General features: G+C 35.3%; 19 protein-coding genes. 15 read left to right on the forward strand and 4 right to left on the reverse strand.

What is annotated here, in order from left to right:
* The first annotated feature begins 27 nt into the window (after positions 1-27).
* A complete protein-coding gene (locus AC3WTA_RS19470; RefSeq protein WP_000591643.1) occupies positions 28-486 on the forward strand; it encodes a hypothetical protein in 459 nt (152 codons plus the stop codon).
* A gap of 147 nt (positions 487-633) precedes the next feature.
* Here the strand turns inward: AC3WTA_RS19470 and AC3WTA_RS19475 are convergent, their stop codons facing one another.
* A complete protein-coding gene (locus AC3WTA_RS19475) occupies positions 634-1,881 on the reverse strand; it encodes an MFS transporter (protein ID WP_001085012.1) in 1,248 nt (415 codons plus the stop codon).
* Positions 1,882-2,104: 223 nt separating this feature from the next.
* On the opposite strand from AC3WTA_RS19475, the gene AC3WTA_RS19480 reads away from it, so the two are divergent.
* On the forward strand, positions 2,105-2,686 hold the full coding sequence (locus AC3WTA_RS19480; RefSeq protein WP_000113334.1) for a TetR/AcrR family transcriptional regulator: 582 nt from the start codon (positions 2,105-2,107) through the stop codon (positions 2,684-2,686).
* 92 nt (positions 2,687-2,778) lie between these two features.
* On the opposite strand, the gene AC3WTA_RS19485 is transcribed toward AC3WTA_RS19480, so the two are convergent.
* A complete protein-coding gene (locus tag AC3WTA_RS19485) occupies positions 2,779-3,225 on the reverse strand; it encodes a DUF7832 domain-containing protein (protein ID WP_000903314.1) in 447 nt (148 codons plus the stop codon).
* 638 nt (positions 3,226-3,863) lie between these two features.
* On the opposite strand from AC3WTA_RS19485, the gene AC3WTA_RS19490 reads away from it, so the two are divergent.
* From AC3WTA_RS19490 to AC3WTA_RS19550, 13 genes are all read left to right on the forward strand, one after another.
* Positions 3,864-5,645 (forward strand): S-layer homology domain-containing protein, encoded by a 1,782-nt coding sequence (locus tag AC3WTA_RS19490; RefSeq protein WP_001092339.1) that lies wholly within the window; start codon positions 3,864-3,866, stop codon positions 5,643-5,645.
* Between the two features lie 332 nt (positions 5,646-5,977).
* Positions 5,978-6,724, forward strand: coding sequence for a DnaD domain-containing protein (locus tag AC3WTA_RS19495; RefSeq protein ID WP_000312120.1), 747 nt, complete (start codon positions 5,978-5,980; stop codon positions 6,722-6,724).
* A gap of 72 nt (positions 6,725-6,796) precedes the next feature.
* The gene (locus AC3WTA_RS19500) at positions 6,797-9,187 is read left to right on the forward strand and encodes a penicillin acylase family protein (protein ID WP_000454353.1); all 2,391 of its coding nucleotides are present in this window, start codon (positions 6,797-6,799) and stop codon (positions 9,185-9,187) included.
* Between the two features lie 178 nt (positions 9,188-9,365).
* Positions 9,366-10,310, forward strand: coding sequence for an ATP-binding protein (locus tag AC3WTA_RS19505; protein WP_000999215.1), 945 nt, complete (start codon positions 9,366-9,368; stop codon positions 10,308-10,310).
* A 29-nt stretch (positions 10,311-10,339) separates the two neighbouring features.
* Complete coding sequence (locus tag AC3WTA_RS19510) at positions 10,340-12,073, forward strand: tetratricopeptide repeat protein (protein ID WP_000392509.1); 1,734 nt, start codon at positions 10,340-10,342, stop codon at positions 12,071-12,073.
* Position 12,074: 1 nt separating this feature from the next.
* On the forward strand, positions 12,075-12,440 hold the full coding sequence (locus AC3WTA_RS19515; RefSeq protein ID WP_000025042.1) for a hypothetical protein: 366 nt from the start codon (positions 12,075-12,077) through the stop codon (positions 12,438-12,440).
* Positions 12,441-12,524: 84 nt separating this feature from the next.
* Entirely contained in the window at positions 12,525-13,298 is a 774-nt protein-coding gene (locus AC3WTA_RS19520; protein WP_000720956.1) for a DUF6612 family protein, read from the forward strand.
* 206 nt (positions 13,299-13,504) lie between these two features.
* Positions 13,505-14,572 (forward strand): glycoside hydrolase family 113, encoded by a 1,068-nt coding sequence (locus tag AC3WTA_RS19525; protein WP_000739797.1) that lies wholly within the window; start codon positions 13,505-13,507, stop codon positions 14,570-14,572.
* 89 nt (positions 14,573-14,661) lie between these two features.
* Positions 14,662-14,853 (forward strand): DUF378 domain-containing protein, encoded by a 192-nt coding sequence (locus AC3WTA_RS19530; RefSeq protein WP_000670800.1) that lies wholly within the window; start codon positions 14,662-14,664, stop codon positions 14,851-14,853.
* Between the two features lie 210 nt (positions 14,854-15,063).
* Positions 15,064-16,146, forward strand: coding sequence for a 3-phosphoserine/phosphohydroxythreonine transaminase (gene serC, locus AC3WTA_RS19535; RefSeq protein WP_000442934.1), 1,083 nt, complete (start codon positions 15,064-15,066; stop codon positions 16,144-16,146).
* 12 nt (positions 16,147-16,158) lie between these two features.
* A complete protein-coding gene (locus AC3WTA_RS19540; RefSeq protein ID WP_000490234.1) occupies positions 16,159-17,331 on the forward strand; it encodes a 3-phosphoglycerate dehydrogenase family protein in 1,173 nt (390 codons plus the stop codon).
* A gap of 15 nt (positions 17,332-17,346) precedes the next feature.
* Positions 17,347-18,594 carry a DUF1015 domain-containing protein gene (locus tag AC3WTA_RS19545; protein WP_001063042.1) on the forward strand — a complete coding sequence of 416 codons (1,248 nt, stop codon included), beginning with the start codon at positions 17,347-17,349 and terminating at the stop codon, positions 18,592-18,594.
* Between the two features lie 80 nt (positions 18,595-18,674).
* A complete protein-coding gene (locus AC3WTA_RS19550; RefSeq protein WP_000776356.1) occupies positions 18,675-19,052 on the forward strand; it encodes a hotdog family protein in 378 nt (125 codons plus the stop codon).
* A gap of 186 nt (positions 19,053-19,238) precedes the next feature.
* Here the strand turns inward: AC3WTA_RS19550 and AC3WTA_RS19555 are convergent, their stop codons facing one another.
* Entirely contained in the window at positions 19,239-19,634 is a 396-nt protein-coding gene (locus AC3WTA_RS19555) for a DUF3224 domain-containing protein (RefSeq protein ID WP_000454081.1), read from the reverse strand.
* A gap of 44 nt (positions 19,635-19,678) precedes the next feature.
* Positions 19,679-20,710 (reverse strand): S66 family peptidase, encoded by a 1,032-nt coding sequence (locus AC3WTA_RS19560; RefSeq protein ID WP_000905860.1) that lies wholly within the window; start codon positions 20,708-20,710, stop codon positions 19,679-19,681.
* Positions 20,711-21,242: the final 532 nt, after the last annotated feature.

Consider the following 21,242-nt stretch of genomic DNA (forward strand, 5'->3'; position numbering starts at 1 on the left):
ACATTAAATATATGGGATTGGTTACAAATGATAAAGAAATTTACGAGACTAGTATTAACTGTAGTTATACCAATCGTTCTTATTACAGGTTGTGGAACTGCTGAAAAAACTAAAGTACAAGAGACGAAAGCGGTACAATCTGAGAAAAAGGATTATATGGATTACTCATATGGTAGCAAAGGTATATTAGTAAGCAGCAAAGCGAAAGAGCGTCAACAATACGAGGTTGGGTTTATAGATGACAACAAGTTAATAGGGATTGATGAAAATATTGAGGACTGTATGATTTTAGATAATAAAGATGAAGCAAGTCTCGTTTGGAAACAAATAGAGCGTGGATCTATTATTGAAGTGCAATATGGTAAGGATCGCAATGATATTGTAGGCGTACAATTAGTAGGAGACCGTGAGTCATACGAAATTAGTGATAAGTTTGATCGGAATACGATAAATGAGATTGTTGAAAACGTTAAAGGGAATTCGTAATAGATGTATTTCGATAGTATAGGATTCCTTATCATGAAATTGTGAATCAACGGCATTTTTTATATGAAAATGCCGTTGATTTGTGTTAAAAAATAAGTGCTACTCTATAGTCTTGTAGAAAAACACGTATTAAACATAAATGAATTATTATTCGTTCAGCTGTGATGATCGCCGTAATGTTATTATCCAAAATAAAAGAGCGCAAGCACTAACAGATACACCTAATATGCATACTCCATCCCAACCGTATTTTGCATACGTATTTGTTGAAAGAATTGCACCTGTTGCACTACCGATAGAATAAAAAATCATGTAACTGGCAGTGAGTCGACTTCTTGCTTCGGGACGCACTGTGAACAGCATACTTTGATTGGTGACATGTACAGCTTGCACAGCTAAATCTAATAGGATAATACCGAAAATTAGTAATAATAGAGAGTGGTTAATAGATTTAATTAGGAGCCATGAGAGTATTAATAATGATAAGGCTATGCCAGTTGTTCTTTGTCCTAATCCTTTATCAGCTAATTGCCCAGCTTTAGTAGCAGCAAATGCACCTGCCACTCCAGCAAGACCGAACGCACCAATAGCTGTATGTGAAAGATTATGTGGTGAAGCACTTAGAGGTAATACTAAAGAAGTCCATAAAATACTGAATGAAGTGAAAATAAGCAATGCTAATATTCCTCGAATGCGTAAGAGTCGTTCTTCTACAAATAATAAGAGAACAGAGTATATTAATTTTCGGTAAGATAGAGTTGTTACTTTTTTATGTTCAAGAGTAGGCAAATTTCGGTGTAACAAAAAAGTTACGAAGAGTAAAAGGATAGCAGAGGTGAGATAAACGGACCGCCATCCAGCTAAATCCGTTAATATGCCTGCAAATGTACGAGCAAGAAGAATACCTATGACAACGCCACTTGTAACGAAACCTACAATGCGTCCACGTTCTGCTGGATTAGCTAAAATTGATGCATATGCGACGAGGGTTTGCGTAACAGTTGCAAGAATTCCTACTAAGGCCATACCTATAAAAAGTACGGTGCTTGAGGAAGCGCATCCGATTATAATTAAAGCGAAAACGGATAAAAGCATGTGAGCAATAATAAGTTTCTTTTGGTTTAATAAGTCACCAAGTGGAACGAATAAAAGTAATCCAAGTGCATAACAAACTTGAGTAATAGTAATTACAATACCGATAGTTGAATGACTAATCTTAAATTCATTTGATAAAGAATCAAGTAGTGGATGAGCGAAATATATGTTTGCCACAGCCATTCCGCAAGCTATTGCGAATAATAGAGTCATATAACGAGACATTGTTGCATGAACAGGTGAATGTACCTGAGTGTGAGTATGTTTTCGAATAGTCATCATTTTTTCTTTACTATTCATAAAATCAGCTCCTTTTTGGATTATCGAAAATAACGTACCGAACGGTATGTTATTTGTAAGTAAAATATAATCTTGAAGAAATATATATGTCAAGTTTATTTTGAGTTAATTATGATTTTTTGACATGTCGTTTATAATCTAATACGATATATAATATACCGATTGGTACATAAATGATGGTGCATAGTCTTAATAACTAGATGTAGAAAGGAGATGGTTTTAAATGGCACGACTACGTGAATTTGATGAAGAAAAAGCTTTAGATGCTGCTATGCAACTTTTTTGGGAGAAGGGATACGCAGCTACTTCATTAAGTGAGTTAACTGCTAAAATGGAAATACAAAAGCCGAGTTTATATTCAGCCTTTGGTGATAAAGAGGGATTATTTGAAGCGGCATTAAGGAGATACACAAATTTACATGCGGCTAATATACGAACAAAACTTCAAAACGAACAATCTGTAAAAGGAGCAATTCGGACGTTTTTTGAAAATATGGTGGAGGAGGAATATAAAAAAGAGTTCAGTAAAGGTTGTTTTTGTATTAACACAATGGTTGAACTTGCTCCTCATAATGAAAAATTTGAAGTACTGACTAGAGAGCATCAAATGTATCTTGCAGTTATTTTTCAAGAATTAATTACGAAAGGAATTCGATCAGGAGAACTGCAAAATGATTTGAACGCTAAAGCATTAGCGCAAACATTAGTCACGTCCTTAATTGGATTAACAGTGTTAATGAAATCACGTCCAGAACGTTCCGTTATAGATAATTCGATATCGATAATAGTATCGTTAGTAAAATAATAATTGTAGAAGTATGTTTCAATTATATGGTTTTTGGATTAGATACTAAGAAAGTCGATTCCTTATTAACATAAGAAATCGACTTGTTATAATTATTTATTTTGTAAGTTGTCTTTCCAAAAATTATAGCTATTATCAATAACTTCTTTTAATTTGAAATAGTTTTCCCAAGTATCTTGCACATGGTAGAGAGTTTCGCCTTCATTTATAAAAATATTACTGTAATCATTTATATATTTCCAGTCCTCGTCGTGGTTAAAGTAGTACATTGCGAATTGGTTGCCCTCATCATTTAACATGTCATCTGCTAAAACGCCATCCCAGTTCATATAAATTTCTGTGCCAGTCATTTGTCTAAGTTTAAACTGGTTAATTTCGTCTTGAGACTCTTCTTCAAATTCTTGACTACATAAATGATGTTCAATTATCCATCCTAAAAACATACCAGTATGTACAAAAGCTTGATCGATTGATAAGTCCTCAGGGAAATTACCTTCATAATGGTACTTCGCTTTATCATAAACAATCGTATGTAACAATTAGGTCATCCCCTTTAATGTAGTATCTAATTAAATTCGTACTGTTTGTTTTAATATTTTAACTATGTTTTCAAGCCATTCTAGCAGTGTTATTTCTAGCTCTTCAAAGTATATCCCATCTGCTGAATATCGTATGTACTCTCGTTTTTCTTCATCATTTTTTGGTCTTCTTCATTTCAGCTATCAATATGAGAAATCTTTTCCAAATAAAACTCCCTTCAATATAAAAGGTTACATCTATATTATCGCAAGAATGTAAAAATGTTAATATTTTCAAGGAGAAAAAGTACAAAGAAACAAGATTTATTTGATAGGTATGAAAAATCATAAAGATCCTTCTTGTTGAAGAAAATCAGTAAAAGGTATCCTAATCTATTTTTGAGAAGTAGTAGTGTGTATGAGGGGAAGTGTTTTTGACGGCATTTGCAATTGGTTATAAAATAATGTCTGTTAAGGAATTTTATAGAAACTATCATTCACCTGCTGGGGATAAAATGAAAGCATGTAAAAGGATGAATATACATAGGTGATGAAAAAATTTTTGTTAAAAGTACATAGTAGATTCATAGTCTTTCACTAATGAGAATATAAAGGGAGGTTGAGATACTACACGAACAGTGTAGGTATCGATTACAGCAATGAATACAATCATGAAAAAAAGAGTAATTGCACTATCAACAAGTTTAGTAATGTTAGGGAGCGCTCCTTTAGCAATATCAGCAGAAGAGAGTAAAAACCCTCAAACTGATCAACTTCGTATCGCACAAGGGGAACGTGGAACGAGCGGGTTAAGTTATTCTAATTTCAATCTAGAAACTCCAGATCACATGCAAATTAATGAAGCGGAAGTATCAGAGAATGAGAAAATTCTCTTAGAAGAATATAAACATAAACATGATGAAACAGAAGAGCTACATAAAATGAAAGAAGCGAAAACAGGTCAAGTAGCGGATGAAGAAGCGATTTCAAATATTGAAAAGGCATTTGAACATGTAGACGGTCGAAATGATGGTTCTACTCGTGAAATGAAGCCGGTTGAAAAGCCAAGAGCTATTCAATATAGTGCATCGATGACTACAAAGAAATATGGAACACTTGCAGGTGTACCATTTGTAGAGTGGATTGTTCCAGCAGGAAATCCTGATATTCGGCCGGCTAATCCGATGAAAGCACGTTATATTACAATTCATGAGACTGCAAATACAGCACGTGGTGCGAATGCTGAAAATCATGCGAAATATTTGTATAAACAAGCAACGGAAGGTACGTTCCGAACAGCTTCGTGGCATTTTACTGTGGACGATAAACAAATCTATCAGCACTTACCAACAAATGAAAATGGTTGGCATGCAGGAGATGGTGATGGTTCAGGAAACAGAGAGTCTATCGGTATTGAAATTTCAGTTAACCAAGATGGAGATTATAATAAAGCGTTAGAGAATGCGAAGCGACTTGCAGGATACTTAATGAATAAAGAAGGAATTAGCACGGATCACATTTATAGGCATCAACAATGGAGCGGAAAAAACTGTCCTGATATTTTAATTTCTCGTGGGAATTGGAATGGCTTCGTACAAGGTATTCAATGGTATGCAAATGTTAACGCACAAATTGACTCGCCTTTACAAGAAAGAAACGAGCTATTTGATTCAAATGAATATAATCCAGCTGAACCTAACATGGAGCTTGTAGTGAATGGTGACGGTATAAACGTACGTAGTGGTGCGGACCTTGAGCATCATATTGTTCGTAAAGCTTCAAAAGGTGACCGTTACAAAGTGTTAGCAGTTAAAAACGGTTGGTATAAAGTGGGAAATGGAGAGTGGATTTTCTATAATCCAAGTTGGATTAAGATTAACTACAATGTACCAAAAGAAGAAGTACAAAAGCCAAAAGATGATATTACAGGTGGATGGTTTGAGGGACATATTCGTAAACTACACAGTCTAGGTATTATGCACGGAGAAGGAAATGGTGTATTTGCGCCTTATCGTAATGTAACGAGAGCTGAGTTTGCTGCATTAATTTCAAATGCTCTTCAATTACCAGAAGGAAATAAGTCATTTGTAGACATTAACAAAGCGCATCCGTCACTTCATAATGGTATTAAGCGAAGTGCAAGTGCAGGAATTATTAGCGGTCGTGGCGGAGGAATTTTTGACCCGAATGCACCAATTACTCGTGAAGAAGCATCGGTTATGATTGACAAGGCATTACAGTATAAAGGTGTTACAGGTAATTTAGTCGCATTACCATTTACAGATCAACATTTGATCGCATACAAACAGCCTGTTCAGCGATTATACAGCTTACAGGTAGTTACTGGTGTTGGAGATAACAAGTTTAATCCTAAAGGTACAACAACTCGTGGTGAGGCAGCTGCCTTTTTAGTGAAGATGTTAGACTCTATGCAGAAATAAATGAATGGTATGTAAAAGTTTGTACTGATGCAAGAAAAAGTAATAAGGATGTTAAAGGAGCTATCCAAAATGAAAATTTGGAACAGCTCCTTATTATTTTAGCCCCTATGAAGCCCCTTCCAAGCCCCTTATAAGCACCTACCAAGTAATAAATCACTAAGAAAAAACAAAACAAAAACAACTACAAGAACAAAAGGCGCGAAAAAATAAAACCGGCGTTGTAGTAGTTAAAAAAATTTGGAATTCAAATGCAAAAACAAAGCGCTCATTCCTATATGTATATTGAAGGGTTGAATTCTGTCTTTTTATGAATAAAAGGAGGAGGGAAACATATGGCGGTGTACCGTAATGTGCAGGTGAACTTTTGGCAAGATGAATTCATATTAGATTTAACGCCAGAGGAGCGTTATTTTTACATATATTTGTTAACTGGTACGAAAACGAAGCAATGTGGAATTTACGTATTACCGAAGCGTGTGGCAGAACTGGAAACAGGCTACAGTATGGAAACTGTTGAGAAGCTGTTAAATAGATTTGTTGAATACGGAAAGATTTTATACGATGCGGAAACGAAAGAGTTATACATACTAAATTGGCTACACTACAACCCTATTTTAAATACGAATGTAGAAAAGTGTGTGTTAAGGGAATTAAAGACTGTGAAAAATAAAGAGTTCATACATATGTTTTTACGTACATGTCTTGAAGAAGAATGGAAGATTCCATTGTTATTGCAGCATTTTGGTATGCCGGCAGAAGAGGATAATAGTAGTTTACAAGAAGTTGCTGAGGAGGAAGAGATAGAAGAGGATACTTCGCATGGTGAAGTTTATAAGTTTTACGAACAACATATAAGTAGTCTATCTCCCTATATCGTGAAGGAATTGAAAGAGTGGATACAAAAAGTTTCAGGAGAGACAGTAATAGAGGCGCTTAAAATTGCATTTGAATATAATAAGCGAACGCTCGCTTATGTGAAGGGAATTTTGAGGAATTGGTGTGAAAAAGGGAGAGTAGATTTCTTTGAAGGAAAGGAAGGCGTACATAAGGGAGATGTATGTAGTTTGTATGATCCATAGTCTGGGTTTTTCTACTTTTCTAAAAGGTTCTTCCTTAAATAGAAGCGAATAGTTTGAGAAAGGAGGGGTTATATGGAAGTTGTTATAAAGAAGAAGCGAACTAGAGGGAAGAGAATTTTTATTTGGTCTAGTAGTATCATCCTTTTGTTAGTTATTTGTACAGCGACTTTTTTGAACATATATACGCTTAGTTCTGTGCCAAAGATAGATGGGACGATAAAGCTAGAGGATTTACAACATGCTGTTCAGGTAAAGCGGGATAGTAAAGGGGTACCGCATATTAATGCGGAAAATGCACATGATTTATATTTTTCGCAAGGGTATGTACAAGCGCAAGATCGTTTGTTTCAAATGGATTTAAGTAGAAGGCAAGCTTCTGGGATGTTGAGTGAAGTTGTAGGGGAAGCAGCTGTTGATCGAGATAAATTGTTTCGAACACTCGGTTTACGACGAGCAGCCGAAGCGTCTGTTAGTCAATATGATGGGGAATCGAAATATGCCCTGCAGTCATTTGCTGATGGGGTGAACGCTTTTATACGCGAGGCGAAAGAGGAAAAGAAATTGCCGGTTGAGTTTACTATATTAGGTTATGAGCCTACTGAATGGTCCATTATTGATACGTTAACGATTGGAAAGTATATGGCGTTTGACTTAGGCGGACATTGGCACGGACAAGCATTTCGATATTGGGCACTGAAAAATTTACCGAAAGAGCAAGCAAATGAGCTATTTCCTACATATCCGAAAGATGCACCTAGATTGCTAGCTGAACTGAAAAATACAAATGTGGACGTAGCACAAAGTTTTGCAAAAACGATTATTCCGCCAGAGTTTAATGGTAGCAATAACTGGGTCATAAGCGGTGAGAAGAGTGCGTCTGGTAAGCCAATTTTAGCGGATGATCCTCATTTATCTCTTGCAACGCCTTCTATTTGGTATCAATCGAAACTTGAAATGAAAGATTTACATGTGAGTGGTGTTATTTTCGCTGGAGTACCGGGTGTTATATTAGGTCACAATGACAAAATAGCATGGGGCGTTACGAATACAGGTCCTGATGTACAAGATTTATATATTGAGAAGCGAAATCCTAATAATGAAAATGAATTTTTGTATAAGGATAAGTGGGAAAAAGCTACAGTTGTTGATGAATCTATTAAAGTAAAAGGCGGGAAAACAATTCCGTATAATGTGACGGTTACGAGGCATGGTCCAGTCATTTCAGAGTTTGCGGATAAAGGAAAAGCGAAAACGAAAACAGTATTCGCTTTGAAATGGACTGCTTTGGAGCCTTCTGCTGAATTAAAAGCTGTATTAAATATGAATAAAGCGAAAGATTGGAATGAGTTTGAAACGGCACTTCAAGATTTTCATACACCAACTCAAAACTTTGTATTTGCATCAAATGACGGCACAATTGCGTATAAAGCGAATGGAAATATACCAGTGCGTAAAAAAGGTGACGGGAGTTTGCCGGTGCCAGGGTGGACAGATGAATATGAATGGGAAGGGTATATCCCATATGATCAACTTCCAAAAGTAATAAATCCAAAACAAGGGTTTATTTCAACTGCAAATAATAAAATTGTGGATGATAATTATCCGTACCATATTAGTAATACGTGGGCGCAGCCATATAGACAAATGCGTATTCAAGAATTTTTACAAGAGAAAGAAAAGTATACGGTGAAAGATTTAGAAGAGTTACAGATGGATCAAAAAAATTTATACGGGAAAGAATTTGCCCCTATATTGTTAAAAGAGTTAAATAAAGCATCTTTAAATGAAGTAGAGAAAGAAGGCGTAAAACAATTAACAAAGTGGAATTTTAACGATAGTAAAGATGAAGCAGCACCATTAATATTCCATTTGTTAATGAAAGAGATTTCGAATACGTTATTTTCAAAAGAAATACCGAAAGATGTGATGGAGTTATTTGAAGGGAAGTCACAAGTTGTTGATGAATTGATTCGAAAAGAAGTAGCGGGAGAAAACGGCGTTTGGTTTACGAAGTACGGAGGCTTCACGAAAGTTGTGCATACATCGTACGAAAATGTAATGAAGAAATTGCAGAAGGAATATGGCCCTGATGTTGCGGAGTGGAAGTGGGGCGATTACCATCAACTGGCGTTCACACATCCAATTTCAAAATCATCTAGTATGCTAGCGCTACTTGCATTTAATCGTGAAAAACCAATTCCAATCGGCGGAAGCCAAGTTACCGTTCAAGCAGCGAGTTACGGAAATAACGGTATTGTCAATCACGGAGCTTCTTGGCGATTCGTGATTGATACGAAAGATATGTCAAACGGTTATCATATCGTAGGACCAGGACAATCGGGACATTTTAGAAGCGATTGGTACCATGATCAAATAGATGATTGGGTAAATGGAACGTATCATACGACTACATTGAATACGGATGGAATAGAAGGGAAAGTGTTAACTTTACAACCGAAATAATGTTCGAAGAGGCTCTTACTATAGGTAAGGGTCTCTTTTTTGTTGTGTGACAAAATTTGACAAAAAATTCTGTAGAACTTTGTTATAATTTTTTTTGGAATATTTTGTTTAAGGTTTTACAGCAATAGAGATACATGTATTCTAAATTAAAGGGTTTTATAGGGGGATAAATACAAGAATGAACGACATGGAGAAATATCGAGAGAAAATTAAAGTGATTTCTTTTGATAGAGAAAAAAATCAAATGGTTGAAGTGGAAGAGAGTAAAATAACTTTTGATGATGTTGGTGGAATGGAAGATATTAAAAAGAAAATAAATATGGACTTTATTATGCCGATTAACAATCCAGAGTATTTTCAAGCTTTCGGTAAGAAAGTAGGAGGCAGTTTATTATTTTATGGGCCGCCTGGATGTGGAAAGACATTTTTAGCGCGAGCAGTTGCAGGTGAGATAAACGCTAATTTTATTCATTTAGAGTTGCAAGCAATACTATCAATGTGGTCAGGAGAAGCAGAGAAAAATTTACATGAAGTGTTCGAAGAGGCAAGAAAAACAAAGCCTTGTATTTTATTTATAGATGAGTTAGACGCATATGGCGGGAATAGACAGAAGATGGGTGCTCATCATCAAAGAACGTTAGTTAATCAATTGCTAGTGGAGATGGACGGAAGCAATTCTTTTAATGAAGGGGTTTATATAATTGGGGCAACAAATACACCATGGTATATTGATCCGGCGTTACGACGACCAGGCCGTTTTAATTCACTTGTTTTTGTGGCACCACCAAATAACGAGGAAAGATTGACAATACTAGAGTTGAAAACAAAGGATAAACCGAGAATGGAATTGCAGTTAGATTTTGTTTCGAAGTATGCAGAGCATTTTTCAGGGGCAGATTTAACATATTTAGTGGAAGACGCTATTAATGAAGCTATTCAGCGTTCATTTGAAACGGGACAGTTACAACCCTTATCCAATGAAGATTTATTAAAAGCAATGAAAAAAAGGCAACCGACAACTTTAGACTGGTTCTCAACCGCAAAAAATTATGCAACGTTTAGTGATGTAAATAAAGATTTTGACAAAGTATTAGAGTATATGGAAGAACACCAATTGAAATAAATGATATTAGATTGGAGGGAAAGGAATAGATGGAAGAGCAACTTAGGAGAATCTCGCACTTATTGAAGCTTGGTGATGTTGAGCTTGCAAAAGAAGAAGCGGAGTGGATGATTAAAGAAGATCCAGAAGATGCTACTGGTTATATTTGTTTAAGTCATGTGTACTACTTTGGATTTCGACAAATTGATGAAGCAAGTAAATATTTAGAAGAGGCACTAAAAATAGATCACTTAGATGAAAATGTTTTGTTAACAGCGTTAGATATTTTTTATGCGCAAGAAAATTTTGAGAGATTAAAAGAGATAGCAGAAATAGGGATAAAAAATTATCCGGAAGAAGGCGTATATTACTTTTATGTGGGTGAGGCAAAAGTACATATAGAATCGCTTAATAAAGGTATTACATACTATAACAAAGCGATAGAGTTAGAACCTGAAAATGATATGTATGTAGGAAGATATGCTTTTATTCTTTTAAGTTATTATCCGAAACGAATAGAAGAGGGTATAAAGGCGGAAAAACGTGCGTTAGAGCTGAATCCAGAAAATGTAACAAATCTAGTCTCTTTTGCAAATGTTGCAAAAGAAAAAGGTAATTTTAAAAAAGCAAGAATGCTAGCTGAAACTGCAATACGATTAGAGCCGAATCATGAAGGTGCCTACAAAATTTATAGAGATACAATCGGAACGAAAAATAAGTATTGTGCTTTTATGGCAAGTTTTACGTATACATTTTGGAATTCATTTTCTAAGTTTTGTAAAATATTTTCGTTTACAAGTAAGAAGAGTCTTAAATTATATTATATTTTAGTTGTTTTAAGCCTTTTAGGATGGATAATCCTCCCTGTATATTTAACAGGTTGGTATGCTGGTTCCGTGTATATAGTTATTTTTATGATGTATATCATTTCATCTATTATAAAAGGACGGATTCATAAAGAAGTAGGATTAGGAACACGCTTTGATGCTGAATACAATGTGAAAAAAAATAAAATCATTCGAAATCGTGAAATTTCCAATATGGAAAGTACAGTTAAAAAAGGAGAAGCTACTACTATTCCAGCTGCGAAACTATCAAAAGAAGAACTGGAAGCACAGCTAGAGGGCTTTTGGAGTAAAGGAACTGTGTATGAGGGGCAGCAAGAGGTTGCTGCAGCAGTGAAAGAACCAGCTTTATCATCAGCTGAACATAAAAAGATTCAATCATATTCAGATATTGAATCACCAAAATATAATAAATGGTATATTTGTTTAATTGTCGTTTTATCGATCTCCTTTATATTTAAAGCTGGGAAATTGTATAACTTAAATAATACAAATGCGGTGAATACGACGCCACAAATGAGTCAAGAAACGAAGGATATTATTGTAGAGCAACAAGATAAAGCGCTCAAAGATAAAAAAGAATCGTTCGATAAGTTAGAAGTAGTAACTGTATTATACGTATTAAGAAAAGGTGATTGGAATGGAAGTACAATTGAGGGAGCTATAGAGAAAAGTTATGTACCGGTAATGTTAGAAAAAGTAGGACAACCAGCCGGGGAGAAGTTAAAAAAAGCAACTCCTATGAAAATATATAAAGAGGATACAAGAACGTATGTATTACTTCAAAATGGAGATAGCTCTTTTATAATTGAAATAACAGCAAGAAAGTTAACTCATATTTACGGTGAGAGCTGGAATAATGGGCAAGAAGAGATGCAAAAATATGAAGAGCTACTTGGGAAAATAGAGTCACAAGGCGTTGAAGCAGGGGGGATTTAGCATGAGTATTAAAGTAGTAAGGGCAACGGGAATGATGGGAGGAGCAGCAAGAGTGGCTGTAAAGGTAGATAATGAAGTAGTAATGAAACTTGAAAATAATGAAGAATATACGCTTCCTTTTGAGGGAGATGAAGTAAATATAAAAGTAAAACAATTCTTTTTTGGGAGTAAAGAAAAGAAAGTAAAGGATGGCGATATAGTAGAAATTAAGATAAATAGTATCGCCATTTTATTAATGATTGTGTCAATAATGGCTGTTGTATTTGGTTCTTCAATCGGTATAAATATAGTTGTTTTTGGTGTTATTGGAGCGTTAGTTACGTTAGTATATGGATTGAACAATTGGTTTAGTTTAGAAGTGAAATAAGTATTGTATCTGTTTTTATATTAATTCATTTAATTGACTATACACGAAGTGTAATTATTTCTAATATGGAATGGGGAGATCATTATGAAGAAAATAATTGTAGCATCTAGTTTGGCGTTAATAGTAGGTTTGACAACGGGGTGTAGTAGTGAGAAAACGAATGTTACGAAACCAGTCGCTGTACAAAAAGAAAATGAATTGGTAGCGAAAGATATTTTTAAAAAAGCAGGTGATAATTTTAAACAAGAGGATTTTCTCACTTTAACGTCTCTTATGTCAATGAAGGGGAACAGTCAATCAGAAGAGATTAAAATGAACATTCAAATGGAGCCGAAACGAAAGAATTCTAGAGCAGAAATGAAAATAAGTGGAACAGATATTGTAACGTACGAAGTAGATGGAAAAGTCGTTGCTCAAGTGAAAGACCCTGGTACAGGAGAGTTAATTACGATACCTAATGATCAATTTAATGTAAATGACGTAATGGTAAGTAAAAATTTACTTAATGAGTTAGATTTACCGGAAGTTTTGGCTAAGAAAATGAAAGCAAAGAAGGAGGGAGATACATATAAGCTTACACTTGACTTAAAGGGGAAAGAAGCAGTAGATACATTACAGAAAATTAATGGAGATATGAACAAATTAATGGAAGGGTTTAATATGGATGCGTTAACTGTTGAATATATAATAACGAAAGATTATAAATTTGAAGAGATGCGCACAGCTATAAAACTGAGTGAACGTAATACAGATAAAAAATCTAGTGCGGATAAAGAAAAATTGGATACAGTTGTGAGCATAAAAATTGATTCATATGAAAAATTTGATTCAATTAAGTTACCAGAAGGAAGTCAATAAATTCAATCATATAAGGGAAAAAAAGGAGCGGAAATACGCTCCTTTTTTATTTACCTTACTATTTTTAGGAGGTTAGTATGAATAAGGGTTGAATAAAGGATGAATAGCATTTTTATGGATGAAAATTCCCCCCCTTTTTTTTATGGAATATATGTGAAACATTGTATAGAATAAGCAAGAATGCCAAAAATTATAGGAGGAAAGTTGTGAAGAAAAATAAGAGTTTAGTAAGTTTTTTAGGGGTGTTTATTATGTTGTTTTCTTTTTGTTTTCAAGGAAATGTACAGGCAGATGTGAATACTGTTCAATCAGGAAAGATAAAGTCAGGAAACGTAACGGTATGGGAAGTTGGAAATGTGGCGAAAGTGTTAGCGGATGTAGAGCGCTTAAATTTAAATACAGTAAATGTACCGATTCAGGTAGATATTCCGAACGTGACTTCTACGAACATGGTAATTAATCAAGAGCAAAAGCAACAGGCGATTATTTTAATTCAAGAATTATTAAAGCGTAATATTCAAGTTATTGTGGAACCGTTCCCATATATTCAGCAAGGAAATGTTGGGGAAACGGAATGGAATCCGAGTAATATTAATGATTTCTTCTGGAATTGGAAAACGGTTATTCTACAAGATATCTTTCATTCGATTACAAGTAAATACAATGTGTACGGGCTCAAGATTGCTTCTAATTTCGTTAATATGGAATATGCAGAAGGATATTGGAGCGATACGATTGATTTCGTCCGCCAGCAGTATAAAGGAAATATTTTGTATCAAATGAATTGGTGGTTAACAGCAAGCTTTGATCCATCTTATGAAGCGAAGTTTATAGAAAAAATAAATCGTCCATATTTAAAAAAGGTGGATATTGTTAGTATTGATAGTTGGTTTGAAGTTTCGGGAAAAAGAAATCCATCATACGAAGAAGTGAAGCAAAGTTTATTTGCCACAACAGTATATAATCGTGGACAAAATGTTGTGCAGCAATTGGAACAATTACATAAAGCAACAGGAAAGCCCGTTTATTTTGGTGGATTTAACGTTCCGGCGCGTGAGCTTGGATTACAAAATCCGTGGAATCCAGATGTTTCTAATGTGTTTTCAAAGGACGTACAATTAAACGGATGGCGCGCTTACCGAGAAGTATTAGAAACGAAACCGTATTTTAAAGGTTTTTCCATTTGGTTTATTGGCTCTCATAATAGTACGCATGCGTATCAAATACATAGTAAAGAAGCAGAGGCAGTTATTAACGGCTGGTACCGAAAATAATTTTTATTAAATAGGTAAGTTTTGAATTTTACCACATATATTTCTAGTGAAAGGCCTTTCACCATCTTATCACCTAGGGGGCAATCAGAATGAAATTTTTGTCTTACCTTACAGTAATTTTGGTGATTCTTGGCGGTTTGAATTGGTTATTTGTAGCGTTAGATTACAATGTAGTTGAGAAATGGTTTGGTTCTATGCCGGCGCTTGTGGACACTATTTATTGGCTCTTTGGTCTTTCTGCTATTTATCAAATTTTTGATCGGTTCTTCACGGACAATTAGCAATTATACTTTATTACTAGAGTGTTAAGTACGATTATGTACTTAACACTTTTTTGTATGTTTATAAAAAATAGTTTGCACATGCAAGCGATTCCATTGCGTCTTACGCCGTAATAATAGAAAACAAATTGACCACGTATTATATTTCAGGTTATAATTCAGAAAGTTTAAAAATTAATAAAAATAAGAAATAGGGAGGTTATTAGGGTGATGGAGAGAGTATATAATTTTTCAGCTGGACCATCAATACTCCCTTTGCCAGTTTTAGAGAAAGTGCAAAAGGAGCTTGTAAATTATAACGGGACAGGCATGTCTATTATGGAAATGAGTCATCGATCTTCTTATTTTCAAAGTATTATAGATGAAGCGAGTAGCCTGATTCGTGAATTAATGAACATTCCTGATGAGTATGAAGTACTGTTTTTACAAGGCGGTGCGTCATTACAATTCTCTATAATACCGTTAAACTTAATGAATACGTATAAAAAAGCAGGGTACGTATTGACTGGCTCATGGTCTAAAAAGGCGATGCAAGAAGCTGAAAAAATAGGGGAAGTACAAGTGCTTGCTTCTTCTGAAAAAGAGAAGTTTACTACAATTCCTAAATTGGATGGTTTACCAAATGATGAAAAACTAGATTATGTACATATTACAACGAACAATACAATTGAGGGTACGAAATATGTGGACATTCCACATTTAGATAAAGTACCGCTCGTTGCGGATATGTCCTCAAATATTTTATCAGAACAATATGATGTTACGAAGTTTGGTCTTATATATGCGGGAGCGCAAAAGAATTTAGGGCCAGCGGGCTTAACGATTGCTATTATAAAAAGAGATTTAATTGGGGGAGCAGATCGCTCTTGTCCTACGATGTTAAACTATGAAACTTACAGCAAAAATAACTCCTTATATAATACACCGCCATCCTTTAGTATTTACGTAACGAAACTTGTACTAGAATGGTTGAAAGAGCAAGGCGGGGTATCTGCGATTGAAGAACAGAATAGAATGAAATCTTCACTTCTTTACAATTTCTTAGATGAATCAAAATTGTTTACTTCACCAGTTGATTCTACGTATCGATCACTTATGAACATTCCGTTTACAACACCGTCAGAAGAGCTGAACAATGAGTTTTTACAAAAAACGAAAGAACGCGGCCTTGTTACGTTAAAAGGACATCGCTCAGTCGGTGGTATGCGTGCAAGTATTTACAATGCGATGCCAGTACACGGTGTACAGCAATTAGTAAATTATATGAAGGAATTTGAGCTTGAGAATAGATAGGGAGATGGGGATATGTTTCGTGTTCAAACGTTAAATCAAATTGCAGAAAAGGGTTTGCAAGTTCTTGACGGAGAGCGTTATGAAATAGGGGATAGAATGGACCACCCAGATGGTATTTTACTTCGCAGCTATTCTTTACACCAAGAAGAATTTTCAAAAGACTTAAAGGCGATTGCAAGAGCTGGTGCTGGTGTAAATAATATTCCTGTCGAGCGATGTACAGAAAAAGGGATTGTAGTATTTAATACACCAGGAGCTAATGCCAATGCAGTAAAGGAACTTATTATCGCCAGCCTTATTATGTCTTCACGTAACATTATTAACGGTGTAAGCTGGACGAAAAATTTAGAGGGTGAAGAAGTACCGCAGCTTGTTGAATCAGGAAAAAAACAATTCGTTGGATCAGAAATTGCAGGAAAACGTCTAGGTGTAATTGGCCTTGGCGCAATCGGTGCTTTAGTTGCGAACGATGCGTTAGCTTTAGGAATGGACGTTGTCGGATACGATCCTTACATTTCAGTTGAAACTGCATGGCGTCTTTCTACACATGTGCAAAGAGCATTTAGTTTAGATGAAATTTTCGCAACATGTGATTATATTACACTTCATATTCCTCTTACGAATCAAACGAAGGGAATTATTGGTGAACACGCTGTAGAGAAGATGAAAAAAGGTATGCGTTTATTCAATTTCTCTAGAGGAGAACTTGTAGATGAAAATGTTCTTCAAAAAGCGTTAGAAGAAGATGTTATTACGCATTACGTAACAGACTTCCCGAATGAAAATGTGATAAAGATGAAAAATGTAACAGCGACGCCTCACCTTGGTGCATCTACGTCTGAATCAGAAGAAAACTGTGCATTCATGGCAGCGCGCCAATTACGTGAATATTTAGAGACAGGAAATATTCGTAATTCAGTAAACTATCCAAACGTCGAACTCCCTTATATCGGAAAGAAACGTATTACAATCATGCATCAAAACGTTCCGAACATGGTAGGACAAATTACAGGATGTTTAGCAGAACATCATATTAATATTGCGGATATGATTAATCGTAGTAAACATTCTTGGGCGTATACAATGATTGATATTGATAACGGAATTGATGATATAATAAAAGAGAACATTGTGGAAAATATAAGCAAAATTACAGGTGTTGTAGCCGTTCGAATGATTGTGTAAAGGAGAGAGGAAAACTTGGCAAAAATCCGACCGTTTCGGGCCATTCGTCCAGTAGAAGAAAAAGCAGCGGAAGTTGCAGCTTTACCGTATGACGTATTAAATAGTAAAGAGGCAAGAGAGGTTGTAAAAGGGAATCCGTATTCTTTCTTACACGTTGATAAAGCAGAAATTGATTTAGACCCGGCACTTTCACCGTACGATGATCGTGTATATGAAAAAGCGGGTGAAAATTTAAATCGATTTATACGAGAAGAAGTATTCATACAAGATGAAGAGCCAGCACTGTACATTTATGAACTGACGATGCAAGGAAGAACGCAGTCAGGTCTTGTCGTTTGTACATCTATTGATGAGTATGAAGATGATACAATAAAAAAACATGAAAGAACGCGTCACGAAAAAGAATTAGATCGTATACGCCACGTAGATGTGTGTGATGCAAATACGGGGCCTATCTTTTTAACGTATCGTACAAAAGAAGATGTGAAACGTATCATTGCAAGCTGGAAAGAAGAGCATGTGCCAATCTATACATTTACGGCAGAAGATGACGTGGAGCATGTTGCCTGGAAAATAGTTGATGAGGATGTAATTGCTACTTTAGTAAACGCATTTGAAGATATTTCTAATCTTTATATTGCAGATGGACATCACCGCTCTGCATCAGCTGCAAAAGTAGGGATCATGCGAAGAGAACAATATCCGAATTACACAGGAGAAGAGGAGTTTAATTTCTTCTTATCTGTTTTATTCCCTCACGATGAATTATCCATTTGGGACTATAACCGAGTTGTAAAAGACTTAAATGGCTTATCAGAAGAACAGTTTTTAAAGCAAATTGCACAATACTTTTATGTAGAAGAAGTAGCTGTTTCTCCGTATAAACCAAATGAGCCGAAAACATTTGGTATGTACGTAAACGAGAAGTGGTATAAGCTTACAGTGAAAGAGGAAACGTTTGATGCGAATGATCTCGTTAAAGGTTTAGATGTATCTATTCTGCAAGATCATTTATTAAGCCAAGTACTTGAAATACATGATCCGCGATCTGATTCACGCATTGACTTTGTCGGAGGAATCCGCGGAGTAGAAGAACTAGAACGCCTTGTAAATAGCGGTGAATATAAAGCAGCGTTTTCATTATATCCGACATCAATGGAAGCTTTATTAGCAATCGCAGACGCCGGAGAAGTTATGCCGCCAAAATCAACGTGGTTTGAACCGAAACTTCGCAGTGGGTTGTTTGTTCATTCATTAAAATAAACTTCTTTAGAGTGAAAAACCGAAATGATTTTTAGTTTCGGTTTTTCTTATTTTAAAAGGGTTTTTGAGGAGGGGTATAGATGAAATTGCAAGTAGGCGAAAAAATCACCTTTGAACGAATGTTTACGAAAGAGGATGTTGTTTTATTTACGGAAGTATCGAAAGATGAAGGTGTTCATCATGTTACACCAGATGAGCAGGGGAGATTTGTTGTACAAGGGCTGTTAACATCAACGTTGCCTACAAAAATTGGCGGTGACTATAACGTACTAGCTCGCAAGATGGATTTTGAATTTTTACGTCCTGTGTTTAGCGGTGATACGATTCGCTGTGACGTAACCATTGAACAATTTGAGCCCGATGAAAAAAACCGCACAAAAATTATTGCGATGTTTACATGTAGGAATCAACTTGAAAAAGAAGTTATGAAGGGGAGTTTTTCGGGGATTATTCTTTAATTGATAGGAAAAGTAATGAGTAAGTGGGGCCCTCAGGCTTAGAGTTTTAATTCCCCCCATAACGAAAAATTTATGTATTATACTCTTTTCTTAACTATTAGAAAATAGTTGGATAAGCTCGTCAATAAAAAGGACATTTCTAGTATTGCAAGAAATGTCCTCTCCACTATATTATAGGGTATTTTGTTAAAATTCAAACTTTAAAATTAGTTTACTGGTTTGACCTGTAAACTGATAATTATAGGAACCTCGCAGATTTTCTAAGTTACCGGTAGCTTTAATAATTGTTCCTGGGGAATCTAAATTTCCTTTATCAAATATTCCTTGCTCTATAGCTGTAAATGTTCCTTGTTGCCCCTTGTAAATTCCTTCAAAGTGTAAAAATCCAGAAATTTTAGCAGTAGCCAAGTGACCATCATTTATATTTGAGTCTAAATAATATAATAAGTATTCAACAAAAGCTTTTCCTTTTAATTCACCATCAATATCATATTCAACATGAGCAATATTAATAGGGAAATCTTTTCTAGTATCATCAATTAGTTTTTCATCCCATTTACTTACTGTAAATGTTACTTCCATACACGTAATCTCCCTCCAATTAGATACTTATTTAAAGTTTTCCTTTATTCCACGCCACTCTCTAAAATAGAGAAAGACCCATTTTCACAATCAATTTCTGCCATCGCACCGTAAGGTAAAATAAACTTCGGCTCGGTATGGCCAAAATTTAAATTATAAAGAATCGGTAAATCTTCTAAATGATGTTCTTTCATTACTTGCAGTATTTCGTGTTTATATTCTTCATAATACATTTCGTCTTTCGGTTTACCGAAGATGATACCTTTTGCTTTTTGCAGAATGCCTTGCGCTGCATAATTTCGTAACCAATACTTTATATAACTTGGTTCTGGATGATCTTCAGAAGTTTCAAAGAAGAGAATGCTATCCTCCCAATGTTTTTTCTCAGGCCAAATCTCCGTTCCTTTTGCAAATTCTAATACTTCTATACATCCACCAATTAAACGCCCTTGTACAGTGGTAGAGCCTTGAAGTAGTTCATATCCATTGTTTTGTTGCATCGTACGACTTGTATCTTTATTTACCTCTATCCATTCTAAATGCTCACTCGTCCATTCATGAGCTGGTTGAATCTCGCCAATCGTTTCATTGGAAAAGAGAGTTCGATTTACCATTTCAACTGTATATCGATCCATCTCTACATTTTCGGCAAAGTCGGTCAAAATTGCTGGACCGTATAAAGAGGAAAGACCTGCTTTATGGCAAAATAAATGTGAAATAGTAACGTCAGAGTATCCCATAAAAATTTTCGGGTTTTCTCGTATTACATTAAAATCTATATAAGGAAGTAAGCGAATGCTATCTTCACCGCCAATATTCGCAATAATTGCTTTCACGCGCGTATCCTTAAAAGCTGTCATTAAATCTTCCGCACGAGCCTGTGGATTGTTATAAATGAATTCGCTACCTTTTAAACTATTTGGCATTGGGATAACCGTAAGACCGAAAACTTCTTCTAATCTTTTTACTCCTTGTTCATATCGCCATCTTATTTCAGAATCACCTGCGCCTCCCCATGAAGGACTTACTGTTGCTACGATATCTCCTGCTTGTAACCTCTTTGGTTTTATTAACATGTTAACACCGCTCCTATATAATGTAATGGACTACGATTATACAAACTGTATCATTGAAAAAAACATGATGCATGACATTAGTTTCTTCATCATCAATCCGTTTACCTGCTGATATGCAAGAATTTAGCAGTAGTGTTGAATATAGGAATAATCGATTTATATTTAAAAATCACAGTATGCATCATTGCATGAGAAAGATGGTTGCTATTTTTCACTAATTGTAACTATATTGGTTGCAGGTTGGTCGTAACCAATCAAAAAATATAATCATCATGAATGGAGAGGTTACAGCTTTTCCTGAATAAGAAAGCTATCGCCTTTAGGCACTTGGGATGAAAGTGAGATTGGATACGGAGTGTCACTAAAAATCGCAACGTTCGTAGTACTTTAAGTGTCTGAGGTATAGGTAGTTTCTTCGGTTTTTTTTGTTGGGATTTTTAGGGGAGTATTCTTTAATTCTTAGATAGAGAGGTAAAATAAAAATACACCTAATTATTAGGTGTATTTTTTAGACTTGAAAACCACATAACAT

The organism is Bacillus sp. EB106-07-01-XG149, from assembly GCF_058791555.1.